This is a genomic window from Capsulimonas sp., from assembly GCF_039929585.1.
Lineage (GTDB): Bacteria > Armatimonadota > Armatimonadia > Armatimonadales > Capsulimonadaceae > Capsulimonas.
The window spans coordinates 41,236-66,043 of the sequence record NZ_JBDSQY010000373.1 but is presented as its reverse complement, the minus strand read 5'-3'; the positions used below and the strand labels follow the sequence as shown (position 1 = coordinate 66,043).

Annotated in this window: 19 protein-coding genes; 12 read left to right on the top strand and 7 right to left on the bottom strand. The window is 54.8% G+C overall.

Annotated features, from left to right (window positions below):
• Positions 1-1,036 (top strand): tetratricopeptide repeat protein (locus tag ABIZ35_RS28870; protein WP_348223413.1); only part of this gene is annotated, 1,036 nt, incomplete at its 5' end.
• A gap of 309 nt (positions 1,037-1,345) precedes the next feature.
• The gene (locus ABIZ35_RS28865) at positions 1,346-2,443 is read left to right on the top strand and encodes a tetratricopeptide repeat protein (protein ID WP_348223412.1); all 1,098 of its coding nucleotides are present in this window, start codon (positions 1,346-1,348) and stop codon (positions 2,441-2,443) included.
• A gap of 30 nt (positions 2,444-2,473) precedes the next feature.
• On the opposite strand, the gene ABIZ35_RS28860 is transcribed toward ABIZ35_RS28865, so the two are convergent.
• Entirely contained in the window at positions 2,474-3,052 is a 579-nt protein-coding gene (locus ABIZ35_RS28860; protein ID WP_348223411.1) for a suppressor of fused domain protein, read from the bottom strand.
• A gap of 323 nt (positions 3,053-3,375) precedes the next feature.
• Between ABIZ35_RS28860 and ABIZ35_RS28855 the strand changes: the two genes are divergently transcribed.
• The 3 genes from ABIZ35_RS28855 to ABIZ35_RS28845 all read left to right on the top strand — a co-directional run bounded on the left by ABIZ35_RS28855 (position 3,376) and on the right by ABIZ35_RS28845 (position 5,257).
• A complete protein-coding gene (locus tag ABIZ35_RS28855; RefSeq protein ID WP_348223410.1) occupies positions 3,376-3,885 on the top strand; it encodes a hypothetical protein in 510 nt (169 codons plus the stop codon).
• A gap of 27 nt (positions 3,886-3,912) precedes the next feature.
• Positions 3,913-4,086: a hypothetical protein gene (locus ABIZ35_RS28850; RefSeq protein ID WP_348223409.1), complete on the top strand. Its 174-nt coding sequence runs from the start codon at positions 3,913-3,915 to the stop codon at positions 4,084-4,086.
• Between the two features lie 100 nt (positions 4,087-4,186).
• Positions 4,187-5,257 (top strand): NADH:flavin oxidoreductase/NADH oxidase, encoded by a 1,071-nt coding sequence (locus ABIZ35_RS28845; RefSeq protein WP_348223408.1) that lies wholly within the window; start codon positions 4,187-4,189, stop codon positions 5,255-5,257.
• Positions 5,258-5,314: 57 nt separating this feature from the next.
• Here the strand turns inward: ABIZ35_RS28845 and ABIZ35_RS28840 are convergent, their stop codons facing one another.
• The 4 genes from ABIZ35_RS28840 to ABIZ35_RS28825 all read right to left on the bottom strand — a co-directional run bounded on the left by ABIZ35_RS28840 (position 5,315) and on the right by ABIZ35_RS28825 (position 8,150).
• Positions 5,315-6,340, bottom strand: a complete 1,026-nt coding sequence (locus tag ABIZ35_RS28840; protein ID WP_348223407.1) for a pentapeptide repeat-containing protein — start codon at positions 6,338-6,340, stop codon at positions 5,315-5,317.
• 99 nt (positions 6,341-6,439) lie between these two features.
• Positions 6,440-6,853, bottom strand: coding sequence for a large conductance mechanosensitive channel protein MscL (mscL, locus tag ABIZ35_RS28835; protein ID WP_348223406.1), 414 nt, complete (start codon positions 6,851-6,853; stop codon positions 6,440-6,442).
• A 122-nt stretch (positions 6,854-6,975) separates the two neighbouring features.
• On the bottom strand, positions 6,976-7,797 hold the full coding sequence (locus tag ABIZ35_RS28830) for a hypothetical protein (protein WP_348223405.1): 822 nt from the start codon (positions 7,795-7,797) through the stop codon (positions 6,976-6,978).
• A gap of 110 nt (positions 7,798-7,907) precedes the next feature.
• Entirely contained in the window at positions 7,908-8,150 is a 243-nt protein-coding gene (locus ABIZ35_RS28825; protein WP_348223404.1) for a hypothetical protein, read from the bottom strand.
• Positions 8,151-8,458: 308 nt separating this feature from the next.
• Here ABIZ35_RS28825 and ABIZ35_RS28820 point away from each other — a divergent pair, with 308 nt between their 5' ends.
• From ABIZ35_RS28820 to ABIZ35_RS28810, 3 genes are all read left to right on the top strand, one after another.
• Positions 8,459-10,183: a CTP synthase gene (locus tag ABIZ35_RS28820; RefSeq protein ID WP_348223403.1), complete on the top strand. Its 1,725-nt coding sequence runs from the start codon at positions 8,459-8,461 to the stop codon at positions 10,181-10,183.
• A 306-nt stretch (positions 10,184-10,489) separates the two neighbouring features.
• The gene (locus tag ABIZ35_RS28815; protein WP_348223402.1) at positions 10,490-11,440 is read left to right on the top strand and encodes an AEC family transporter; all 951 of its coding nucleotides are present in this window, start codon (positions 10,490-10,492) and stop codon (positions 11,438-11,440) included.
• 104 nt (positions 11,441-11,544) lie between these two features.
• Positions 11,545-11,862 (top strand): hypothetical protein, encoded by a 318-nt coding sequence (locus ABIZ35_RS28810; protein ID WP_348223401.1) that lies wholly within the window; start codon positions 11,545-11,547, stop codon positions 11,860-11,862.
• 204 nt (positions 11,863-12,066) lie between these two features.
• On the opposite strand, the gene ABIZ35_RS28805 is transcribed toward ABIZ35_RS28810, so the two are convergent.
• A complete protein-coding gene (locus ABIZ35_RS28805; RefSeq protein WP_348223400.1) occupies positions 12,067-17,400 on the bottom strand; it encodes a DUF3320 domain-containing protein in 5,334 nt (1,777 codons plus the stop codon).
• A 158-nt stretch (positions 17,401-17,558) separates the two neighbouring features.
• Between ABIZ35_RS28805 and ABIZ35_RS28800 the strand changes: the two genes are divergently transcribed.
• A complete protein-coding gene (locus ABIZ35_RS28800; protein WP_348223399.1) occupies positions 17,559-17,777 on the top strand; it encodes a hypothetical protein in 219 nt (72 codons plus the stop codon).
• Here the strand turns inward: ABIZ35_RS28800 and ABIZ35_RS28795 are convergent.
• Positions 17,761-19,278, bottom strand: a complete 1,518-nt coding sequence (locus ABIZ35_RS28795; RefSeq protein WP_348223398.1) for an FAD-dependent monooxygenase — start codon at positions 19,276-19,278, stop codon at positions 17,761-17,763. The genes ABIZ35_RS28800 and ABIZ35_RS28795 overlap by 17 nt on opposite strands.
• A gap of 98 nt (positions 19,279-19,376) precedes the next feature.
• Here ABIZ35_RS28795 and ABIZ35_RS28790 point away from each other — a divergent pair, with 98 nt between their 5' ends.
• The 3 genes from ABIZ35_RS28790 to ABIZ35_RS28780 all read left to right on the top strand — a co-directional run bounded on the left by ABIZ35_RS28790 (position 19,377) and on the right by ABIZ35_RS28780 (position 24,805).
• On the top strand, positions 19,377-20,051 hold the full coding sequence (locus tag ABIZ35_RS28790) for a TetR/AcrR family transcriptional regulator (protein ID WP_348223397.1): 675 nt from the start codon (positions 19,377-19,379) through the stop codon (positions 20,049-20,051).
• Positions 20,052-20,061: 10 nt separating this feature from the next.
• Positions 20,062-22,398 (top strand): hypothetical protein, encoded by a 2,337-nt coding sequence (locus tag ABIZ35_RS28785; RefSeq protein ID WP_348223396.1) that lies wholly within the window; start codon positions 20,062-20,064, stop codon positions 22,396-22,398.
• A 97-nt stretch (positions 22,399-22,495) separates the two neighbouring features.
• A complete protein-coding gene (locus ABIZ35_RS28780) occupies positions 22,496-24,805 on the top strand; it encodes a hypothetical protein (protein WP_348223395.1) in 2,310 nt (769 codons plus the stop codon).
• Positions 24,806-24,808: the final 3 nt, after the last annotated feature.

Here is a 24,808-nt window from a genome sequence, read left to right as displayed (position 1 = left end):
GATGGGAGCGCCGCTGAACCTGGACGAGCCGGCTTATGCATCCCCCGACACGGAACAACCAAAATATGCGCAGCCCTCGGGACACCAGACCGAATATGCGCAGACATCTTACGCTCAGCCGGAGTACGCGCCAAGCGTCGGCGCCAGCGATTCCACGGAATCGCTGGCCCGCGCGGCCTATCACACCGGCAGTTTTGCGGAAGCCAGGGACCTTTACGAGCAGGCGCTCAGCGAGTTCCGGGACGCCTATAACGCCACTGGAATCGCGCATACGCTGAATAACCTCGCCAAAACGCTTTATCGCCTGGGCGACCTCGCGGGTTCACAAGGGTATTTAGAGCAGGCGCTGACCCAATATCAATCGATTGGGGATGACGCCGGAGTTGTGCATGTTCTGGAGAACCTGGGTCAAGTCACTTACCGTTTGGGCGACGATACGGCGGCCCAGCACTATTACCTGGAGACGCTTACCGGAGCCCGCAAGATTCACAACCAGGATTCGACCGCCTGGGCGCTGGCCGGGCTGGGCAAGATCGCGTATCGGCAAGGCGATTACCAGGAATCTGAGATGCGCTACGAGGAAAGCCTCGCCATCAGCCGCGAGCGCAGCGACAAAGAAGGCATCGCGGACTGCACGCGGCATCTGGCGCAAATTGCCTACCGCCAATCGGACTACGCCAGGGCGCGTGTTTTATACGAGGAAAGCCTGCATCTCAGCCGCGAATTCGGCGATCTTGACGGAACTGCGTGGACTCTGAATGATTTGGGTAAAGTGGCTTATCGTCTTCAGGATTACGCCGGCGGCATTCATGTCTTGCAGGAATCTCTGGAGCTGTTTCGGATCGTCGAAGATCGCGATGGGGCCGCCTGCGCGCTGGAAAATATGGCTTATTGCGCGCTGAAGGCCGGGGACAAGGCGCAGGCGCAGAGCTGGGCTCAAGAAAGCCAAACCATTCAGCGAGAGATCGCCAATGAAAAAGCGAGCATAGAGGGATATACCCCATACGAGGCTCGAATCACGATGCGAGACGAGTAAAAATGTTTAGAGTGGCGTATTCGAATACGCCACTCTATTTTCTTCAATTATTTTTGCCGAAAGTTGCGATAAGTTCTTATAATACTATGGTATACTCCCTAACATAATCATTGCTTCTTCTTACTCTTCATGAAGCATACCCTTCGGACTCATCCTGACGGTTCAGCACGACCATGTTCTTTCGCGTTGTGGACCTCGCTTAAGTACGACCTGCCTAAATTTATATAAAATATTAGGCTATTTGCCATTATCGCTATATTAGGTTGTACTAGTCCCGTTTCATTACACCCGCTCCGAAAGGGCACGAACATGCATACGCCGTCGTTGTCACCGAACGCTTCACAGCACGCCACGAAAAATGCCGTGGACCTTTCCGCCGCGAGTCCGGACTCGCCTTCCGTGACCTCTACGGCCTTGATGACCATCTCCGGATTGATGTCTTCGGAAGAAAAGATCGAAAGCGGTTTGCCCGCGACGGACTTCACTCCGATACACGACCCGGCTTCGGGCTTCCAGCCTTCGCTGGAGGATCTGGCGCGCGCCGCTTATCGTGGTCATCACTACTCCGACGCTCATGATTTCTACCTGGAAAGCTTGATTCAGCACAAGATTTCCGGGAATTCCGTCGCCATCGCGCGCTCGCTGACGGGCCTGGCGAAGACGGCGTATCGTGTGGGGCAGTTTCAAGAGTCCGGGGAATATCTGGCGGAGGCGATGCCTCGGTATCAGGAGCTTGGCGATATCGCGGGCGTGATCCGGGTGCTGGAAAACCTTGGACAGGTCGCGTACCGCCTCGAAGATTACACGCTGTCCCAGCAGTATTACCAGGAGGCGCTCACCGCAAGCCGTAGTATCGAGGACGCGGAATCGACCGCCTGGGAACTGGCCGGGTTAGGAAAGATCGCGTATCGCCTGGCCGAGTACGAGGAAGCGACGATCCGCTGCGAAGAGAGTTTAGCGATCAGCCGGGAGCGTGAGGATCAGAGAGCGATCGCGGACATCACGCTGTGCCTGGGCAGGATCGCCTACCGGCAGGCAGATTTCACCCGGGCGCGCGAGCGATACCAGGAGTGCCTTGAGATCCAGCGGACGGCAAAGGATTCCAAGGCCTGCGCCTGGACACTCAATAACCTGGGCAAGGCCGCATACCGACTGGAAGACTATCTGGGAGGCCTGACAGCGCTGCATGAGGGTTTAGAGCTGTTTCGGATCATGGATGACCAGGACGGCGCCGCCTGCATACTGGAAAATATGGCCCACTTCGCCGCCAAGATGGGCGACATTGGGCAGGCGAAGATGTGGATGGCCGAGAGTCGGATGCTTGTGCGGGAAATCAAGAACAGCCAGGCCAGCGCCGAGGGGCGAACCCCTCCGGAAGCGCGTATCACCATTCAAGATGGGGCGTAGCACCCACCCTGCCGTTAGATCGTGAGTAGATTACACGCACGATCTGCGGCGCACGTCGTAAGGGTCCACGCCCTTCTCTTCCAGCTTCTCTTCAAAGGCGTCACGCTGATGCTCACGGAGAAAGGCGTGCTCTTTTTTGCTCAGGAACATCGCCAGATACATCCGGCCGACACCGGCGCAGTCGGCGAGGACATGCGCGAACTCATCCGGAAACCCGTACGGGTCAGTGAAGTACAGAGCTTCTTTCTTGTACTTTTTAGCGAACGCTGGATTGACATGCTCCAGCCCATCCAGCGTGCTTCCCCAGCTGATAGCGAGCGGCTGCGGCCGTGTCGCCATGTGGAAGAGCGCATTGGCCAGGATGTCCGGCACGGCGTCTCCGCCGGCGTCCACCGGACACACTACTTCGGCCGGCGCGGCCCCGGCCGGCGCGTAAAGCGAAAACCCCAGTGAAGCAAAGAGGCGGCAGCCGGCGACAACGCGATCATAGGTAAGGATCTGGATCGGCGGCTTCGCCGTGTCCAGCTGAAATGAGTGCGTGGCGTCCGGCGCCCCTAAAAAAAATCTCGCGTAGTGATCCACATACGCTTCCGTCCAATCGACACTCATAGTTTGGCGCCATTGCCCAGGGAAAGTAAGTTTCTCCCCTGCTCCTTCGCAAGTATAGTAGCACTTCGAGACGGCGTCTCGCACCGGCAGTCCCCACATGTTATACGTGATTTTTGCTACTTTTGTCGCCCTGCGCGCCGAAAGAATGTTTCGACGGCAAATTTGCAAGAAAATTTGTCATTATTCGTGCGAAGAACCTGCCTGCTAGGATGCAAGCTCTGTTATAATGAAAGGCAGGCGCAATATTTTCGCCAGAGGACACACGCGCTCAAAAGGATTTTGGTTCAAGCGCGGCGGCAATCAACGCCAGGGAGACTAGGATAATGGACACGAGTTACGAAAAGGTTTGCCCAGGCTGTGGCAAGGCCAATACGATTTCCGAAAAATTCTGCTCCGGCTGCGGCCACCAGTTCCGCACGGTCTTCCAGGATACGGCGCAGGGCGGCGCGATCGCCGCCTCCTCGCCCCTCAGTGATCTTCGGTCAGCTCCAGTAGCTCTGATCGCCGTCACAGTTTTCCTGATCCTGCTGCTGTTCATGCTTCTGATATCGCCGAACCGCAGCGCACCGGCTCCCATTTCAGCGCCTGCGGCCTCTGCGCCAGCTGTCGTGACAGGCGCGGCGCCCCTGCTGGGCTCGGCGGAGCTGGCTGGCCGGATCCATTCCGGACAGACCGCCGCGTCGGTCCGCACGACTGTCGGAGAGCCGACGCGCATTACCAGAACCGTGGTGGGCGGCCTGAACAATGAAGATTGGTACTACACACGCGGCGGCCGCACGGTGCAGGTCCATTTTAACGGCAGCCAAGTGGTCGAAGCATTGAATACCTATTAGTTTCGCCTTCTGGAGGCATCGGGGAACATGCTCAAGTACATCCCTATTGCCGCCTGCGCCGCGGCGCTGTGGTTTCTAATCAACACAATCAGTGCGATGACCGCGTCCAATAGTTACACGCGATGGCAGATCGGTGAGGTCGCCCTCTGCCTCATCGTCCTCGGTTTTGGCGTCAAGCACGCCTACCGCACGCATCACTAAACATCAACTTAAGAAAATGGGCGCAGGGAACCTCGAACGACGGGACTGAGTTATTTCTGAAGAACATCCAAAAGTTTTTTGAGTTCCAAAGGAAATAACGATGGCCGAACTTTTCGATCCCTTGACCCTGCGCGGCGTGACGCTGCGCAACCGTATCGGCGTTTCGCCGATGTGCCAGTACAGCGCCACAGATGGCCTTCCGAGCAACTGGCATCTGACGCATCTGGCGGCGCGCGCCTACGGCGGCGCGGCGCTGGTGATTACCGAGGCGACCGCCGTAGAAGCGCGCGGACGGATTTCTCCAGGCGACACCGGCATCTGGTCGGACGCGCACGTGGAGGCGTGGAAGCCGATCACCCAAATCATTCGAGACGCGGGCGCGGTCCCCGGCATTCAACTGGCCCATGCGGGACGCAAGGCGAGCACCGCCGCGCCCTGGGACGGCGGCAAGGGCGTCACCGACGCCGATGGCGGCTGGGAGCCGGTCGGCGTGACCGCCGACCCATTCGCGCCGGACTACCGCACACCCCATGCCCTCACCATCGACGAGATCAAGCAAATCCAGCTCGCATTCCGGGACGCCGCCGTGCGCGCCGACGCCGCCGGCTTCGACTGGATCGAGATCCACTCCGCCCACGGCTATCTGATCAACACGTTTCTCTCGCCGCTTACCAATACGCGCACCGACAAATACGGCGGCTCGTTCGAAAACCGCACGCGTTTCCTGACGGAAACCGTCCAGCTTATCCGCGAAGCCTGGCCCGCCGCCAAGCCCCTGACCGTGCGTCTTTCCGCCACAGACTGGATCGAGCGTGGCTGGACTCCCGAAGACTCGGTTGCGATCGCACGCATTTTGAAGGATTTGGGAGTGGATTTGATCGACTGCAGCTCCGGCGGCGTCGCTCCGGGGATCAAGATCCCGGCCGGCCCCAGCTACCAGGTCTTCCTGTCAGAGATCGTCAAACGCGAAGCGAGCATCCCCACCTCGGCGGTCGGCATGATCACCGAGCCCGAGCAGGCGGCCCAAATCATCCACGACGGCCAGGCCGACATCGTCCTGCTCGCCCGCGAGTTCCTGCGCGAGCCCAACTGGCCCATCCTCGCCGCGAAGGCGCTCGGCAAAGCCGGAGCGGTCCCGATCCCTGTTCAGTACGAGCGGGCTTTCCAGTAAATGGCAAAGTCGTCCTCCAGAATTTGGAGGACGACTTTTTATCATCACGCAGAGCGTTCAACCCAGCATTGCTGCATTGATCTTGGAAAGTAAAGTGAAGTACTTTTCACCGAAGTCTTTTCCCAGTATTTCAATCTCCAGCTGCTTATTCATGACATCTATCGGCTGATGTTTTTTGGCGTGCACCAAATGCCCCTTTGTCACAAGACTTAAGGCGATACGGCGATCCTCACCTTCCCATGTTGCTTCAATAATATCGCGCGCCTCCAGAAAGACGCGATTTTGATTGTAGATCACAAGATGATCTTCGTCGCATGGAAATCGACAGGAAGACAGATCAACGCCTCGAAAATCTACTCCCATTAAGATCGCTTTGGTAAAGTCCACATTCTCGAATCGGCTGCTGATTTTTTCTGGATTAGCATTGAGCCATGGGAAAAAGCCCGTAATCGTCAGACGACTATGCAGAAAAAAGCTGACGCTTTCCATCAGCCCCGCAAACTTGCAGCGGATAAAACTCGCTCCCTCAAAACTGACATCCGCGAGATTTGCGTATGAGAAGTCGCACTCATGGTAGGTTTCGATTCCATGGGCTGAGCGGCGCAGATCCGAATGCGCGAACGTGACACGCTCCAAACGGCTCGCATTCTTCCCCCGGTTATCTGCAAATCGACAGTCACGCAGGTCGGAGTTCTGAAAATCGACATCGGTCAGATTGCATACTCGAAAGCGAACATTTTTGACCTCGGCCTCACAGCATCGCACGTTTTGCCAGACACAGTACTCCCACACCGAATCGCTGAGCACTGCATGACTGAAATCGACATCTTGCAGCACCGTCTTACGTAATTCCGCCATCCCTTCGACACGGCTCACGACATGATGGTCAAACTCGGATACAGGCGTGACCGTTGCCGATGGAAAGACAAAGCCGCGCAAATCCCATCGCCCATCATATTTCTCTAGAAAGCCAAGTGAGGCGAGCGGCCGACGCTTTTTGAGGGCCTCCAGAACTTGGATGGATTGCGAAGCGCCCGCAATCGTCCGCCATCTGTCAGAATAAGAATTCTTCTGTTTTCTCATGAACACTAATACTTTGACAAATGATAATCTCGATGTGTCGTGTCTGGAAAATGGCAAAAGCCAGCGTCCGTTTGACGCTGGCTTTTTATTTGAACTGACTTACGCCTTCGCGACTTCCGAAGTGCAGAAGGCGCAGCGGGTGGCGGCGATGGGAATACTGCTGAGGCAATAGGGGCAGTCGCGGGTGGTTGCGTCGGCGGGCGTTTCGGTTTTGCGGCGGGCCATGAGCCAGTTGACGGGTTTGACGACAAAAAAGAATATGACAAACGCGGTGATCAGAAAGGTGATGATCTGATTAAGCAAGTCTCCCACCAGCAAAGCATTCGTGCCTCGAAGCGGAATCTTGTAAGTGCTGAACGCTTGCTTGCCGGCGATACCGATGATGGGTGTGATGATGTCTTCCGTAAATGCTTTGACGACCGTTGCAAACGCGGCGCCGATGACGACGCCGACGGCGAGATCAACCACATTGCCCCGCAGAACAAATTCTCGAAATTCTTTCGCGACGCTCATGGATACTCTTTTCTAGCGCAGTTTGCGACTGCGACCAATTGAAATAAGACGTTGGGTAGAGCGGAAACTCGGCAAGACGACGTCTGCCTCTGGCGTTAGTATAAGCGCGTTCGATGGGGTTGTCAAGCGCGGCGTTCGCCTTCGAATTGAAATCCGGCGCTTCGCAGATGGGCTTGAATGAGGCCAGGAGTGGGGTCCTGAATCAGCGCGTCGTAAGAGATCCGAACGGTGTTTCGGCCACTGGCGTCACGGCGATGGTAAATATAACCAGCGAAGCGCTGGAAGAAGAGCATACGGCTTCTTTTGAGATTCGATGTGTCCTGCATCTTGCCGTCCACCATCGTGAGCGTCATACGCTGCGGCGCTGTTTGTTTTCGCTGCGCGTCATCGAGAATATGTTCTGGGGCGCCGAGAGTGGAGAGCCAATCGTCAATGGCGCTGGTGAAGTCGGGAATGTCATTGTGCGCCTGGCGGCTGACGCGATCGCAATAGGACTCAAAATATCGAAAGTCTGTCGTCCATGTTCCCAGTGCTTTTTGGAATGCGTCCGCCAATCCTTGCTCCGTCCAAATCAATAAATCGCTATGCCGGGGCAGAATATAGATACGACTCGGATCATCGGGATGAAATCCGATGTAGTCGCTGTTGGTGGTATCCGCAATGACGATTAGCTCAGGGAGACGCTGGCCGGTGAGCGGCGTTCCTTCATATTTCCAAAAATGGGCGCTTGCGCTGAGCATCGTTCGCAGCGCCGCGCGCTCGCTCACGATCCGGCCAGGCAGGTAGCACCGGATCAGGCCGCAGAATTCGCCTTCGCCGAGGGCAGTGGCGTATTCGGTGTAGCCGGCGGGGAAAACGCATCTAAGCTGCTGCTGGGAGGCGAGGACGTCGGCTTCGGTGGCGACGGTGAGTTTTTCGGAGACAAGATAAACGTCGGAGAACATGGTTGAGTGGGTCTCACAAAAAATTCGCAGGCAGTCCGGCGTGGGACTGCCTGCGAATTTTTAAATCGTTGCGATTTTTCAGAGACGGTAAAAAATGGCGGATTGGGATGCTAAACCTGCGCGGGTTCGGCGGGGGTTTCCGCTTCTTCGATGCTCTTAGCTACGGAAGCCTCGACCGCGCGAGTGGCCTCGCCGACGGAGTTGGACGCTTCTTCGATCCGCTTGCCGCTGATCGGGCAAAGAGCCCAAGCTTTGACTTTGCTGGGTTTCTTGACGCCGATCTGGTTAGTGCCGCCCATCACATAGGTGATGGTGACAACGTGCTCTCCGATTTTTGCATCATACGACGCCATATTGTGTCTCCTCACGTGTGTTACAAAAAGAGTTTCGTTGACACTCGTTCGGAATCCTGCCGGCATGGCGCCGAATTCCGAAATCGTCTTATCTATTGTACCTGATTCCATTGATATTTCGATTCGGCGCCCTTGCCAAAGGGCGAAGCGATGTGATACAATATTCGGGCGCGAAGGATCCCTAGCGATCACCTCCATGCGTGCAGCCTTTCCCCATGCGCCCCACATTTTGAGCACGACGTTACCATACGTACGGCTTTGTCACGTCGAAATGATATCGCGCGGCTGCGTCACGCCGCAGGAGTTCTATGGATACATCGCCCGTTACGAAAAATGGTTCTCACCCCACGAAGTATATCTTCGTCACCGGCGGAGTCGTCTCCAGCATCGGCAAGGGAATCACCACCGCCAGCCTGGGACGCCTGCTGCGCAACCGCGGCTACTCCGTCACCATGACGAAATTGGACCCGTACATCAATGTCGACGCCGGGACCATGAACCCCTACCAGCACGGCGAAGTGTTCGTCACCGACGACGGCGCGGAAACCGACCTGGACCTGGGACATTATGAGCGGTTTGTCGATATCAATCTGACCCGCGACTCGACCGTCACGACCGGCCGCGTTTATTCGACCGTCATCGCGAAGGAGCGGCGCGGCGATTATCTCGGCGGCACCGTGCAGATGATCCCGCACATCACCAACGAGATCAAGGAGCGCGTGATCGGCCTGGGCGAGAAGTCCGGCGCGAACGTCGTGATCGCTGAGATCGGCGGCACCGTCGGCGACATTGAGGGCCTGCCGTTCCTGGAAGCCATTCGCCAGCTCAAGAAAGACGTCGGCGCGGACAATGTGCTTTACGTCCACGTCACATTGATCCCGTATATTGGGCCGTGGGGCGAGGTGAAGACCAAGCCGACCCAGCACTCCGTTATCAAATTGCGCGAAATCGGCATCCAGCCCGACGTTCTGATCTGCCGCACGCAGTCGAACATCAGCGATGAGATGAAGGCCAAGCTCAGTCTGTTCTGCGACGTCGAGAAAGAGGCCGTGATCGAAAACCAGGACGTGGACACGATCTATGAAGTCCCGCTGGTGTTCGAGAAAGAGGGCCTGGCCGATCTGGTCGTCCGCCGGCTGAAATTGGATGAGACGCATCCGAACCTGGATGCGTGGGTGGACCTGGTCCGCCGGGTCAAGGCGCCCAAGCATCAGGTGAAGATTGCGGTCGTCGGTAAGTACACCGGCAACGGCGACTCCTATATCTCCATCGCCGAAGCGCTCGGGCATGGCGGCATCGCCTCCGACGCCGGCGTGAAGATCGAGTGGATCGAGAGCGACGACCTGGAAGAGGACGGCATCGACTTCGCCGCCCGGTTCGCCAATACGGACGCCTTGGTTGTTGCCCCCGGCTTCGGCGCGCGCGGCGTGGAAGGCAAGATCCAGGCGATCAAGTACGCCCGCGAGACCGGCCTGCCCTTCTTCGGCATCTGCTACGGCCTGCAAATGGCCGTCATCGAGTTTGCGCGCCACGGCTGTGGCCTGACCAACGCCAATACGGAAGAGGTCAACCCCGATTCACCGTACCCGGTCGTCCACATCCTGCCCGAGCAGAAGCATGTGACGGACAAGGGCGCCTCGATGCGCCTTGGCTCCTACCCCTGCCACCTCTCGCAGAACAGCATCGCGGCGAAGATGTACGAGAGCGACGTGATTGAAGAGCGCCACCGCCACCGCTACGAAGTGAACAACGAGTACCGCAAGCAGCTGAGCAACGCCGGCATGGTCTTCAGCGGCGTCTCACCCGATTACCGCCTGGTGGAGATCGTCGAACTGCCGCAGGATGTGCACCCGTACTTCATCGCGACCCAGTTCCACCCGGAGTTCAAGTCCCGCCCGAACCGCGCGCATCCGCTGTTCGCCGGCCTGGTCGCCGCCGCCCTCAAGCGCCGCCAGGACCTCGACGCCAAAAAGCCGCGTGTGACCGCCAACCCGGTGGATGCGCTCGAAGAAGCCGCCGTCCAGGCGTCCTAACCCGTTGGAACTCTTCGCCGCGACGCATTAGGCCGGCGGTTTCCGAGCCGGCGGTTAAAACCGCGCCTGCAAAGGCGCAGAAACCCACCTGCGTGGGTTACATATTCGTAAACGTGACCGCCTTACAAAACGCATATTGTAAACGGTACCGTCAAGGACTATGTAGTCCGCGAAGGCGGACTTCTGCGCTCTCGGAGGCGCGGTTTTAACCGCCGGCTTTCTTGGTAATCGAACTTCGCGCCATTCACATGGCCGGGTATATCTACTGCTGATGGTTATTGGTGAAACAACATTGGTCTTAACTCAGTGACCCTATTCGCCGCGACGCTTTCCGCGCTCGCGCCTTTGTTCCTTCTGATCCTGCTGGGATACGCCTTGAAACGGGTGCGTGTGCTGCACAGCGCACACGCGCCCGTTCTCAACGGCCTCGTTGTGAACGCCACCCTGCCCGCCTTGATCATTCACGGCCTCGCGACCGCCCCCGCCATCCCCGCGCGCACGTTCTGTATTCCGCTCTCGATCATCCTGACCGAGTGCGTCCTGATGGCACTGATCCTCATCCTCGGCCGCGTCTGCCGCCTGACCCGCCCGCGCCTCGGCGCGCTGCTCTTAGTCGGCACGTTCGGCAATACGGGCTTCCTCGGCTACCCGATCACGCTCGCCCTGCTGCCCCACCAGTTCCCGGCCGCGATCCTGCTGGACCAGTTCGGCATGAGCGTCCCCCTCAATATCGTCGCCGCCCTCGCCGGCGCGACGCTTGGGACCGCCCGTACCGACGAAAGCCCGCGCAAAAACCTCACCCGTATCCTCATGTCCCCGATCTTCATCGCCCTGCTCGTCGGCCTCGCCGCCCACTTCCTGCCCGGCTCCCACGCCGCGCTCGCCACCCCGGTCGGCCAGATCGTCGACAAGACCCTCGGCTACCTCGCGCAGGGCACCACCCCGCTCGTGCTGCTCGCCGTCGGCCTGTCCCTGCGCCCCGAAGCCGCAGGCAAAAGCATCCCCACCCTGCTGCTCAGCTGCGCCCTCAAACTCATCATCTCCCCCCTGATCATGTGGCCCATCTGCCGCCTCTTCGGCCTCCACGGCGACCTCCTCGCCGTCGGCGTCCTGCTCGCCGCCATGCCCGCCTCCGTCATGTCTTCCGTCTACGCCGCCCACCACGACATGGACGGCGACTACGCCGTCGCGACGGTATTCGTGTCCACAATTCTGTCCGCGCTGACGATCCCGTGGATGCTGTCGCTGGCGCGGTGAATCGATGTATAATTACGCAACAGGCTGTTGCGTAATTGGACAAACGGTAAGTCGCTTTGCAGCTATACGCAAGTAGCATGTTGGTGCCCCTGGGAGACTACACATTGGAAACGGATAAACTCATTCAAGCCCTGGAGTACGAGTGGGAAGATGAAGGCGGCTTTCTGTGGCGACTGCGGGATCGCTCATTCGACGCGGAAGGCGCAAAGCGATTGGAAAGCCTGTTGCAATCGATCAGTTTTGAAAATATCGACTGCATCGACAAGCGCCTAATGCAACTCCTTTGGTTCGTTCCCACATTTTTGCAATGGTGTGTAGAAACGTTTCGCGGAATCTCTGAGGACAGTAACGAAACTTATTACGTCAAGCAGTGCGAGGGCCGAATCCAGAAAATCTTTGTAGAACTGCTTGGCATACCGTAACTCTTTCTGTTTGGCCCATTCGCCGTCGGCACCCTGCTTGCCGCCATGCCCGCCTCCGTCATGTCCTCCGTCTATACCACCCACCACGACATGGACGGCGACTACGCCGTCGCGACGGTGTTCGTGTCTACGATACTGTCCGCGCTGACGATCCCATAGATGCTGTCACTGGCGCGGTGAATTATCTCCCAAACTCGCAACTTCTTATAATAACGATCCCGTAAATGATGAGATTAAGGTCTGGCTAACGAGTTCTCCATTGATGTCAATCCGTCCTTGTTCGCGACATAAATTAATTCCATCTTCTAAACGTGTTGCTACATTACGCCCAGTCTTTTGATATCCAAATAAGCGGGCAAGTGCAATTTTGAGACTTGCTACATTGCATTCGTATCGCTGAGTTATCACTAATGCACAAGCCTCCGCAATTTCTTCGATAGCAATTTCATCTATTGGACGTATGTATCCGTCTTCAGAAGGTCCTCTTACCAGGCCATGATCAATTTCTATGGGCCAGAAGAAGCCGTTAATTATTTTCATCTGCCCATTGGTTTGAGCTCTTCGCGCGATTGCATCCACACTCAAAACTAAGTTTGTGCCAGCTTTACCCATTGACCATCCAGAAACAAGACGACGAGTTGCTTCCTCTCGATGTATTGGTCCTTCAGTCGATACAATTTCAACAAGTAGTCGTGTGAGTTCGGGGGAATTCTCGTGAGCTAGTCGATAAAAATCAGACGATGGCCCAATCTTTGGCATTGGATACCGCTTATAGGGTAGTATGTTGAGTGCATGAGTAGAAATTTGTGTTACCGCTTGACTAGGTTTGTCTATGTCAGCATTGGCAGGTGCAACATATCCAAATGTTCTATTAACAGAACTACCTGACGAAACATTATAACCTTCAATATCGCTGATAGCGATTAATACTTCGTCTTTGTTATCAGGTAAGTCCTGACGATGGAGAATCTCTGTAGCTCGCCTTATAACACGATCAACAACCGTTTCTTCAATATTTTCGAAGTCTTGCTCGGCATCATGATGGCGCCACGTTGGTTCAATACGCAATTTTTCTAAAGCATTATATACAGGTTCTAATGCCAGTTCTGGATTCCGCAGGAAATCACTTCCACGAATTCGTACAAACGTCCAGCCTAAACGCTCTAATATTGCCTGACGCTGCATATCATTAGATACTTGTTCAAGAGTATAGTGATATCTATCCCCATCACATTCTACTGCTAATCGCTTACCATTTCCTTCCACTACAAGATCAATCCTGTAGCCGCCTACCTTCCATTGCGGAACAATTTCAAAACCACGCAAACTAATTGAATGAAGCACAAGTCTCTCAAACTCAGATTCAGTCTTATTTTCATCCTTTTGAAGTTGATTTGCTTTACCTTGAGGATTTGCCGCATAATCAAGCAAGCGACGTCGTAAGTCTCCAGGACGCAAATCGATTTCGGAATTGAGAGAATGGACCACCCATAACTGATCTTTGGCTCGGCTCGCAGCGACATTGTAACGTTTTTTGTATAGATCTGCTTGTTTGAGTCGTTGGGGTGAGCCATTTGAAGAATCGACCATAGTCAAGAATACAATATCCCGTTCATCGCCTTGAAAGCTTGGAGGAATTCCACATAAGATTCTGTGTTTTTCATAAACAGAAGGAGGCAATTCATTCTGTAACATTGACTCGATAAGAGCTGCTTGTTCTTCTTTGACAAGACTAATCACGCCAATGCTAGCATTAGCGTACTCTGGCTGCTCAATACATGATCGAATTAACGAAACGATGGTCTTAGCCTCATCAATGTTGCTATTGCCAATGCGTATTCCATCCACGCGATAAGGAACTACAAACGGGCGCGTTTGTACAGTTGAATGATCCCGCAACGGTTTGATTTTACCATCGTATGATAGTTCGTTGCTGAATTGGATAATATCAGGAACGCACCGGAAATGTTCGCGCAAGCAAATCGTTCCTCCGAACGACTGCATTGCAAGATCATAGATGGATTGCTTGCCGTCATAGAGGTGACTATTAGGAATTCCTTCAAGGTGTTGTGCTATAAGTTGATTTACGAGCGTTATGTTTTGTCCAACAGCATCGGGACTGACTTGTTCATCATCACCCACAACAACAACCTGGTCCGCCATATAGCAAGGAATTAAGCCCATCACATCGCACTGACTCGCTTCATCAATAATAACAACATCAAAGCGGGTTGTTCGAGTATCGAAATTTTCCACCACACGGGCGAGCGGCATAATCCAGACAGGCACAGAATCCTTAGATTGCGACATTAGCTTACGTGCTTCAGCTTGTAGACCTGGTACTCCTTTTCCCGTACCACTTCCGATACGCTGGATCGTTTTTTTCCAACCCAATAAAGATTGCCGACGTTCTAATGTAGTTCGTTTTACCTGCGCTGACCACGATCGCCTATCCACTAAATTCGATGTAATGTTTTTTAACTCAGATTCCGCTTCCAAAATACTTTGCTGAATTCGTCCAAGTGATACTTCAGCCCTACTGCTAAGTTCATTATTTAATTGCGACCACAGCCAAGCATCCTGAGGCAATCCAGGCGGAATATCATTATTGTGCGGCTCAGAACGATTTCGGATTGCACACGCCCATTCAGGAGCCGTTTTATGTAGTCGGTCGATCAATGCCTCACGATTCTTATGAATGATTGATTTACTATTCAAAATTCCGATCTGGTCATATGCAATAGCATATCTATTTTCATCTCGAGTCTGGATTGCAACTATTAATTCATCGACGGCAACAGCATGCACATCACCAGCGCTTTCGACGCATTGCAAATAAAACTTGTCTAACTGCTTCTGAATTATCAATCCATTCAGATAATCCATGCGACTTTTACATAGAGGAATAATCGTGTCAGTCAGAAACGCTTGTAAATAATCTAAATCAGCATGTGGGTTGCTGGTTAGACGTAGAGGTTGCCAAAGCGACTTCCAGTCAAGCCCAATAGAAGATAGACCATTCTGCAAAACATCTAACTCTTTTTTGTACCAATTAAGCGCACGATTAATAAAATCTAGATAGCGATACGCAACATATTCTGGCTGAGCGCCGAGCTGCGATTCATCTGGTCCTCCCATCGAAGAAATCAAGCGACTCCATCTATTAACTAATTCCTCTCGGCTAATTTGAAGTGTTATGATAAACTGTAGAGCTTTGAATTCTTCAAGAGATACAGGAGTGAGTTTCGCAATCTTCCACAGACCGATCATACGAACCCACTCACGATGTGCAGTACGAACTAACCAGCTTAGAGATTTCCCACTTTCCAGGTGCTCGACAATTTGGTCAACCACAAGTAATTGCTCGTGGATAGAAACACCTATTGCAAGTGTAGGCGCGAATTGAATATTTATTTCTTCCTGATGAGCAGCTTTATCATGACAGTTCGCTATTTGCGTCAAGAGTGTATCCCAACTATTGCGATGTGATCCACCCTTCCGACCTGCTTCAATGGCGGCTTTCGCCCATTCACCTTCGATTTTCAAAAAATCTATCGCCTCTGAACATCCATCGGCAATATTCTCAATTCTTTTAGGTGAAATATCAATTCGGTCTGCCGACCAAAATTTATTATATTCAATTATAATTGGTAATTTTAGATTCGTTAACTGCTTTAATTGTTTCTCAAATTCTGAAGGGGTTGGTAAGAAATCAGTAACAGGTATCCATAAATTTAATTCGCGCTCTTCATATTTGGATATTTTTGATGTTGTCGCATAGAGATCGCGTATTTCAGATACAGTCAATGATAGTGTTGTGTTCAGTGAAATTTTATCAGTAATCCACGAATCGCGTTCTCGTTTGGCAAAAACTTCTCTCGCTGCTTCGGCAGGTTGATACGCTCTTCCAGCGATCACAATATCACGATACTCATCAAATGATGCTCGTTCAAGCCTCACACGACTATCAGTAATAATCTGGATGAGGCTTTTTCTACGAGAAGCCAGTTGCTCTGCCTCGGCATCCAACTGAGTAGCCTCACTTCTTCCGAGGCGCTCGATAATGCTCTCGACTGAGGATTCCAACTGAGAGCGACTTTCAGTATCACTGCCTGTGACACTTACACAAAGTGGCTGAAGCTGCTCTACAACTTGATCTCTGACAACTTTTAGAGCATTGGCCTTTTGACTGGTTACGAGTACGCTTTTTCCTTGAGCCAGCAAATGACCTATCAGATTTGCAATGGTATGTGTTTTACCAGTCCCGGGAGGCCCCTGCACTAGCACACAACCATGTCGTTCTAACCGGCTGGCAATTTCGATTTGTTCATTATTTGCAGGCTTACTTAATAATATATCAGGAGACGTTGAAGAGTTTGTAGTAGTTCTACTATCACCATCCCTATCAATTGCCATGTGATAATTAGATTCGATTCCCACAATATTGCTGAGTGCTCTGGGAATGCTTGTCGCTTCTCGCATGCTACTCAGAATACCTTCAATGGCTGTGGCAAACCCTAAAGTACGGGCGCGCATGAATAGGACTGGCTCACGACTAATCCTCGGAAAGACAGGAATAGTGGATCGGGAGACAGTCTCATCAAATTTCCCGTCAACAGCTAGCATGGCTACAACTCGACGAAAAAAGCCGTTCGTTGCTGTTGTTTCAAGAGGATGATAGGCCCCCTGCTCTAACTCAGCACGGCACCTGCCAATTTCAGCACCATCAACATCTGACATTCCTGTAAACAAAGCTGTATAAAGCTCAACTTCAGATTCGGCTTCAACAAGAGTAAATTCTGGCTTTTCTGGATTGAAGTTGAGTTGGAGCCTTTGGAGCAGTATAGGGTGATTGATTTCTCCATCCGCTCTTTTCCAGGCTAAATACCCATCCCCTAATAAGAGTTCTTGTCGTTCTCCATCACGCTGTATCTGGCCATATAAACCGTAAAGTTCTTCAAATATTTTAAGAGCGGCGCGCGCGGGAATCTCGGTCTTAGCCCAGCCTGCCCACCGAGTTCGCCATTCATCGAACTGAGCCATTCGCTCCTCAACATCAGAGAACCATTCGATTATTGTCTCATCATCTACTTCGCGTTCAATTTTTTCAATATGGGAAACATCACCCTCAGGCGTCTCCCATTTCGATTTGATCCATTCTGATAATATATCTGGTGGAGAGGGAGCCGCAGTCTTATTTGCTCGTCCTACTCGCAATACTACACCATTATAAGCAAGATCACCTTGCGTATCATAAACTGCCCGTTGAATAGTTGGATGTATAGGGAGATCTGAGAGCCAAAAAGACCAGGGCTGCCGAGCAATGCTCTTTATCACTGGATTTCGTCTCTGGTTCAACTCTGCAAGATAAGTGAATAGCTGCCGAGTGCGCTGCACAGCTACAACATCGTTGGCTGTACCTTGCTCCGAATCTATGGAAGCTCGAGAGATCGATCCCGCCTCCACGCCATCGGTTGGCTTCATTACATCGGAGGGACCAGAATATAACTCTCGATTGATAGCCGTCTCTTCACTCAAATGAAATATCCTCCACGCAAAAACTCTAGAGCGCTCCAACCATTGACGATTTGCACGACACTAAAGTATCATTTTAACACGTGCGATAAGCTTGCAGACGTGTGTGGAGGGATAATGACAACTAATTTTCACAATAATATGTGATTCAGGGAGTGACCATGAACATCAAGAACGAATTGGCATCTGTGATTTCAGAAATAAATGAACTCAATATCGTCTCTCCAGTGGAAGCACTGCAAGCTCGCCAGCCAGGCTTCGCGAAAGACCTGCTGGCGGGCATCGACACAGACGCGCTCCTCGCCACCCCAATTGACGAACTGTTCGAGGAGTACACGCCCGCGCCGGAGCCGCCCGCAGACTCTACTCACCAGCCTTAAGTGCAAACTTCGCAACAAACTCCTTCAGAGTCTCCACATCCTGCTTCGCGGACGCCAGCGCGACGTATCCATCGGGGCGCACCAGGTAGAAGGCGTCGCGTTCGAGGCCCGCGTGGGCGGCGGCGGCGGTCCAGGGGAACTCTTGGATCGGGATGCCGAGGTCGGACGCGGCGGCGCGGAAGTCGGGGGTTGGGGCGCCGTAGATGTGGATTTGCCAGTCGAGGGCGGTGAGGGGGGCGAAGTTGTCGGGGGCGGGCGCGGGGGTCCAGGGGAGGCGGTCGCCGCCTTGGAGGTCGCCGGCGTGGCCTTGGCTCAGCGCGCTGCCGTGGTAGTTGATGCGGGTCTGGGAGACGGCGCTGAACATGGTTTGGCGCACGGCGCTGAAGCCGGTCAGGAACGGGAGGACGTGCGGCAGAAGCCACGTGCGCAGAATCTGGCTGCCGACGCCTTCGCCCACCATGGCCTGGAAGGCGCGGTCGGTGGTGGCGACCAGCGTGCGCGCGAAGGCGATGCGCTCCTGTTCGTAGGTGTCGAGAACGGAGGGGTCGATGCGCCCCTGGAGGACCTGGGCGAGCTTCCATGAGAGGTTTATGGCGTCGCCGATCCCCGTGTTCATGCCCTGGCCGCCCGCCGGGCTGTGGATGTGGCCGGCGTCGCCGGCGATGAAGACGCGGCCGGCGCGGAAGTGGCTCGCCACGCGGTGATGCACGTGGTAGGTGGAGAACCAGTTGACCTGTTCGACGGTCGTGTCGATCATCTGCTCGGCGCCTGGCTGGATCTGTTCAAAGGTAACATCCGTCTGGCCGGTCAGTTCGGGCGGGACGACGCCGATCAGACGCTGCATTCCCGTGCTGCGGACGGGAAGCATCAGCACAAACGTGCGCGGGCCGACGTTGATGATCAAGTCGCGATTTTGACCGTTCGCGACCTTGACGTCCGCAACATAGAAGTCCTGATCGTACGTGCCGCCGGGAAAGTCGAAGCCCAGCGTCTGGCGCACACGGCTGCGCGCGCCGTCGCAGCCGCAAAGGTAGTCGGACTGGACGGTTTCTTCCACGCCGTCTTTCTCTAAGACAGACTGAACACTGGCGCCATTGTCGGTGAACTCCTTCAGCTCCGTATTCCACTCCACGGCAACGCCCGCGTCGGCGAGTTTCGCCACCAAGAAGCGCTCATGATCGTCCTGCGGGAAGCAAAGCGCAAACGGATACGGACTGAGGCCCGCGCCGTTGTCCTTGAAATCCAGCTTCGCGACCTCTTCATTGCCCTCGCGGAAATGGACGGCCTCCATCGGGATTCCCAGGCTGACCACCTCGTCGCCAAACCCCAATTGCCGGTAGAACTCCAGCGTCCGCGCATGCACGATCATCGCCCGCGACGCCTGCCCCGGCCCGCTGTTCTTGTCGACGATCCGAAATTGAACGCCATGGCGCGCCAGACGCAGCGCCAGCACCAGACCGGTCGGCCCGGCCCCCACGATCAGAACTTGAGTATTGGACATGGTGATTCTCTCCCCATCATAAAAATGACTATTAAGTCAGTATTACCCAATTTTCCGAAGCCTTGTCAATAAAATGACCCATGGGTCATAATAATTCCGTGAGTGACCCAAAACCGACCGAACACAAGCCCCGCACGCGCCGCCCAAGCGTGGCGAAAACGACCCAGACCCGCCAAGCAATTGTCGCCGCCGCCTTAGATGTCTTCTTAGAGCGCGGCTTTTCCGACGCCCGTATGGAAGATGTCGCCGCCCGCGCAGGCGTGGCGAAGGGCACTGTTTATCGCTATTTTACCGACAAAGAAGCGCTCTTTGAAGGCGTGCTGCGCGAAGTCATCGCCGTCCCCCTGGCCCATTTGACGCTGCTGCTTCCGGAGCCAGGTGAGAGCCTCCGCGACGCCATATGGCGCGCCGTCCTGCCCATCGTCCGCGACATGGAGCGCTCCAAGCGCGCCCCCGTCTTCCGCCTGATCCTCGCCGAAAGCAGCCGCTTTCCCGCGCTCGCCCGCATGTTCCGCGCGCTCGTCTTCGACCCCGTCGCGGACATGATTCAACGCCTCGCCCAGCGCGGCGTCGAAACCGGCGAACTCACCACCGACGCACTCGTCAAATTCCCTCATTTGATGATCGCCCCCAACATGCTGGCCGTCCTCTGGAACGGCGTACTCGATCCCGAACACCCACTGGACATGGAGGCGATGTTCGCCGCGCATTTAGATATTGTGTTTGGAATATCTGAAGACACCTCATCCACTAAGTGTCATAAACCATTATGAGGCCAATATCGTGATCAAACCAAACGACACAATCCGCTGGAAGGCGATACTTTGCGCGGCGCTCGCACTGCTGGCGATGGGAGCCACAGGTCGTCTATTCGCGCAAGGCGCCGCAGCAACGGTCAGCGCGCAGGATTTTGATGCGCGCCATACGCAGGACACGGCGAAGAACCCTACCAAAGTCTCCTGTGTTCTTCGGCTGCCGGAGGGAAAGACGCAGTTTCATATGGGCGAAGTCATCCCCATCGAAGCCGTCTTCTCCAGCCGTAAGTCTGGTCAGTATCGGTTTAATACAAACGAGGGAAACCGCGCCCTCCCCTGGGCGAGCGACACGATCATTGTCGATCGCGAGCAGGATACGCCGGACCCGCTGCGCGCTTATTACGATCCCAGTAAGCCCGGCGGCTACAGCGGCGGCGGCCCGCGCTGGCAAACGATGGACACGACGACGCTCTCTTTCGGGCTTGTGCTCAATAACTGGCGGCGGTTTGATCGGCCCGGCGTCTATCGGCTCTATCTGCAAACGAAGCGCATGCAGCGCCTCACGGATTCCCAAGTCGGTATCCAATCGTTAGGTTCGCTGACAACGACCTCCAATGTCGTTCAAATCGAGATCCTGCCGCCTGATCCTGTCTGGTCGGCTCAAACTCTGGCGAAGGCGCTGCCGGCGTTTCAAAGCGAATCCAGCAACGGGAAGCCCGGCGCGGACGCCGCACGAATCCTCCGATTTCTGGACACTCCGGAATCCGCACAGGCGATGATTGACCGTTATGGCGTACCGACGACATCGGAATTACAGTATACATTCTGGTATGACCAGGCGCGGCTGGGGCTGCTAGGATCTCGACGAAGAGAGGAAATTATCGCGCAGATGCAGGCGGAAATCCAGAACCCGGATTTCCCCATTGTGTCCACTTTTCTCCTGGACATGGCCCAGGTCCAAGCGCTAGCCGCCTATCCCGACCCCGCGCCGCCGCCCCCGCAAGGCGATCCGGCGGCGCAGGAGAAATGGCGTAAGCAATCATTCATGCAGTTCTCAGCGCCGAACGCCTGGATGAACACGGACAATGAATCGCTGCAAACGGCCCTTCCCCACAAACGCGGCGCCGCCCATCTGCAAAGCGCGTACACGCTCTTTGATATGCGCGTGCGCAATATGGTTCGCGGCGTTGATCCGGCGACGATTGCTCCTATTCTGATTTCCGAATTCGGCGCGCTGACTCCGCACGAACAATATGCGCTGCTGACCGACTACTCATGGCCGTATCTGCGCGATCCGAAAATGCTCGCGCCTCTGCGAACACTCTATCAAAATCCGCAAGGCCGGTCGGACTATGAAATCCGCGATCACCGCACCGCCGCGCTGCGGCGTCTCTCCGCGTTATCTCCCAAGGAAGGCAGGAGGCTCCTTCTCGCAGAAATCCAGAGCCCACATCCGCAGGTCAACATGGACCTTCTCGTCGGCCTGCCGGACCCCACACTGCCCAAGATCGAACCAACGCTAGCGGCAAATTTATCGGCAGGCGGCGATCTAGATACCATTTCCGTTCTTATCCAGCGCTACGGGACCCGTGCGATCCTGCCGCAAGTCAAAACGTTCTATAGCGACAAGGATGACAACTTGTTCTGCGCGCCCAAAGCCGCGCTGCTTGCCTACTTTCTGCGCGTTGATCCCATTTTTGGCGCCGCCAGAGTTGTGAAGGCGCTCGTGGCGCGCAAAGATACAGGCTGCTATCGAACGCTTTTGAGCGATATCACGCAATATCACCGCCCCGGCGCGTTATTCATGCCGCCGCAATTACAGCAGATCGCTCTGACCGCTTTGAATGATCCAGATGCCGATGTGGCCAGCGACGCCGCCCAGGCTCTGGGGACGCACGGCTCCCCTCCCGAAGCCGAAGCGGCGCTTTGGGCGCAGCTGCGCCGCCTGGCGGCGCTGGGGCAAGTCTCCCTGGACAACAGCTCCCGGCGTAAAACTGCTGAAGCATTGGCGTCATCGCCCGCCTGGCTCATCGACCATAAGCAACTTGAAGAAATCCGAGCGCTCTTTCCAGACCAGAAGCATGAGCGCTGGTTCTGGGTCTACACCATCGATCACGACGACCAGATCTTTCTCGCGGGCGACACGGTGACTGACGATGGTCAAAACGAATCCTGGCGCATTGCACAGTACACGCTGACATCGCGCGCCGACTTACGACGCAAGCTTGCCCAATACCCTAAAGGAACAGCCATCACTCTGCTTGACTCGGGTAATCCCGACAACGCCAAGGCGACGCAGCATGCGTTTACTGAGCTGCGCGCGTTTCTCGCCAAGCGGGGAGTGCAATTGGTACGAGGCAAATGATTGAATTTTGAACTCGCCACTCAGGAGTTAATGGGAAACGAACACTATGCAGCGGTACTCAATATTCTATTGGCCTTCGACGCTAAGTATGGTATTCATGCTGCTGACAGCGGGAACTGCCGCCAAGGCCGCCGCGACGGACGCAGCTCCAGACACATCGGCCTCGTTAAACTTTGATGCGCGTCATACGCAGGATGTGGCGAGCAATCCCGAAGGCGTCACCTGCGTTCTGCGTCTACCAAATAGCAAAACAGAATTCCATATGGGTGAGGTGATTCCTCTTGAGGCAACCATTGCCTGGAATAAAGAGGAACGATATCGCTATTGTCCTGAGCGCGAAACACGCGTCCGATACGGGGCAGGAGACGAGTTTATCGTAGACCGCGAGGAGGACGCTCCCGATCCATTGGGAGTTTATTTCGCCTCCCTGCTCAACGGCGGCTACAGCGGTCCCGGTCATTCATGGCAAACCGAGGGATCAAAGCCGTTCGCTTTGGAGATGCTTCTGAATAACTGGAGACGCTTTGACAAAGCCGGCGTCTATCGGATCTATTTGCGCACGAATCGCGTGCAGCTTCAGAAACCTGACGAAGATACGATCTATTCTCTTGGACCAATGCGAACGGCCTCCAACGCCGTGTCCATTGAAATCCTGCCGTCGGACCCGGCTTGGTCCTCTCAAACATTGGCGAAGGAGCTGCCAAGGTTTGTCTTCACACAGGATGGTGGCAAGGGAAGCGCGGACGTCGCGCGAACGATTCGGCTGTTGGATACTCCCGAATCCATCCAGGCGATTGTCGACCGCTGGGCGAAGTCTATATTTCCCGAGGCAAGAGCGATTGGGCAAAATGAGAGCTACTTAGGATTGATGGGCTCCCGACGGCGATCCTATGCAATCGAGCGGATGCAGGTAAAGATGCAGGATCGCGACGCATCCATTGGCGACGCTTACATTTCGGGCTTGAGCGAGCTGCAAGCGTTTGACAGATATCCGGACATAACCACTCCCGGTTTCGTGAAATGGGAGATCGAGAGAAAGCGAAACAAGGCAAAGTATGAGTTTCTCCAGCAAAATCTGATCGATCTTTGGAAGACATTTCGCCAAAAACGCGGGGCGGCGCGTACGCAAACGGCGTTCACTTTATTTCTCCCCAGGCAGTACGTTCCCAAGTTCAACCCAGCCAGAAAAATGCTGGGAGAGATCCTCACAGCGCGTTTTGCTTCTCTGCCGCAATATGAACAAACGACGCTGCTGGGCGACAATGTATGGCCGCAGATCCGCAGCCCTAAAATGCTCAAGCCCCTTTATGATGTGTATCGGAACCTTCCGAGTATTCCGAATTCAACCCAGACGAAGGCCGAAGCCGAGGAATATCAAAAATGGCGGCGCGATCCTTTCTTTCAGCGCATCAACGACCTGGATCCCGCCGAAGGACGACGCATCATCCTTGAGGAAATTCAAAGCGCGCATCCACGGCTCTCCGCCGACACCCTGACGACCTTGCCGGACGCCGCCCTGCCGCCTTCCGTTGAGGCGAAACTCGTCTCCAATTTGGAAAAAAGCGGCGATGCGGCGCCGTTCACGCCTCTGGTTTCACGCTACGCCACGCAGGCGAGTTTGCCGCGTCTGCAAATTCTTTACCATGCCCAAAGAGACCGGTGGACCTGCGAAGCGCAATCGGAACTACTCGCATATTTCCTGCGCGTTGAGCCGTATTACGGCGCGGCTGAAATAAAGGATGTGCTCACACAGCGAAAGAATAAAGACTGCTATCAAAATGTCTTTACAAACCTCATAAGGGTTATGCCGCTGGACACGAAATCGATTTCCCCACAATTGGAACGCGCCGCGATCGACGCGCTGAATGATCCGGACCGATTCGTGGCCGCCGACGCCGCGAAACTGCTAGGCAGACTTGGCTCCCTAGATGCGGAGCCCGAGATTTGGGCGCTCCTTCGCCGTCTCCAAGCGCTGGGACAATCAACGATTGATGATGGCAGCCGCCAATATGTCGCCGATGCGCTGGCGTCATCGCCCGTGTGGCTCATCACTCATCGGCAGCTCGAAGAAATTCGTGGATTATTTCCTGATTCCGGCGACATAAATCATATCTTCGTACTTTCCAGCGTGGATAGCGACGACCATATTTATCTTTACGGCGATCAAATCCATGGCGATGGTCAGGACGAAGTATGGCGCATTGGACAATACACCCTCAATTCACGCGCGGAACTGCTCCGAAGACTCGCACAATATCCTAAGGGAACAATAATCACTCTGAATGGCCCACTCAACCCATTGAGCTCGTCGCCGGACGCATTGACGACCGCGCAGCTTGAGAAGATCGTGAGTGACCTGCAAGCCGTCCTTCTGAAACAAGGAGTTCAATTGGAGCGAGGCAAATAACGC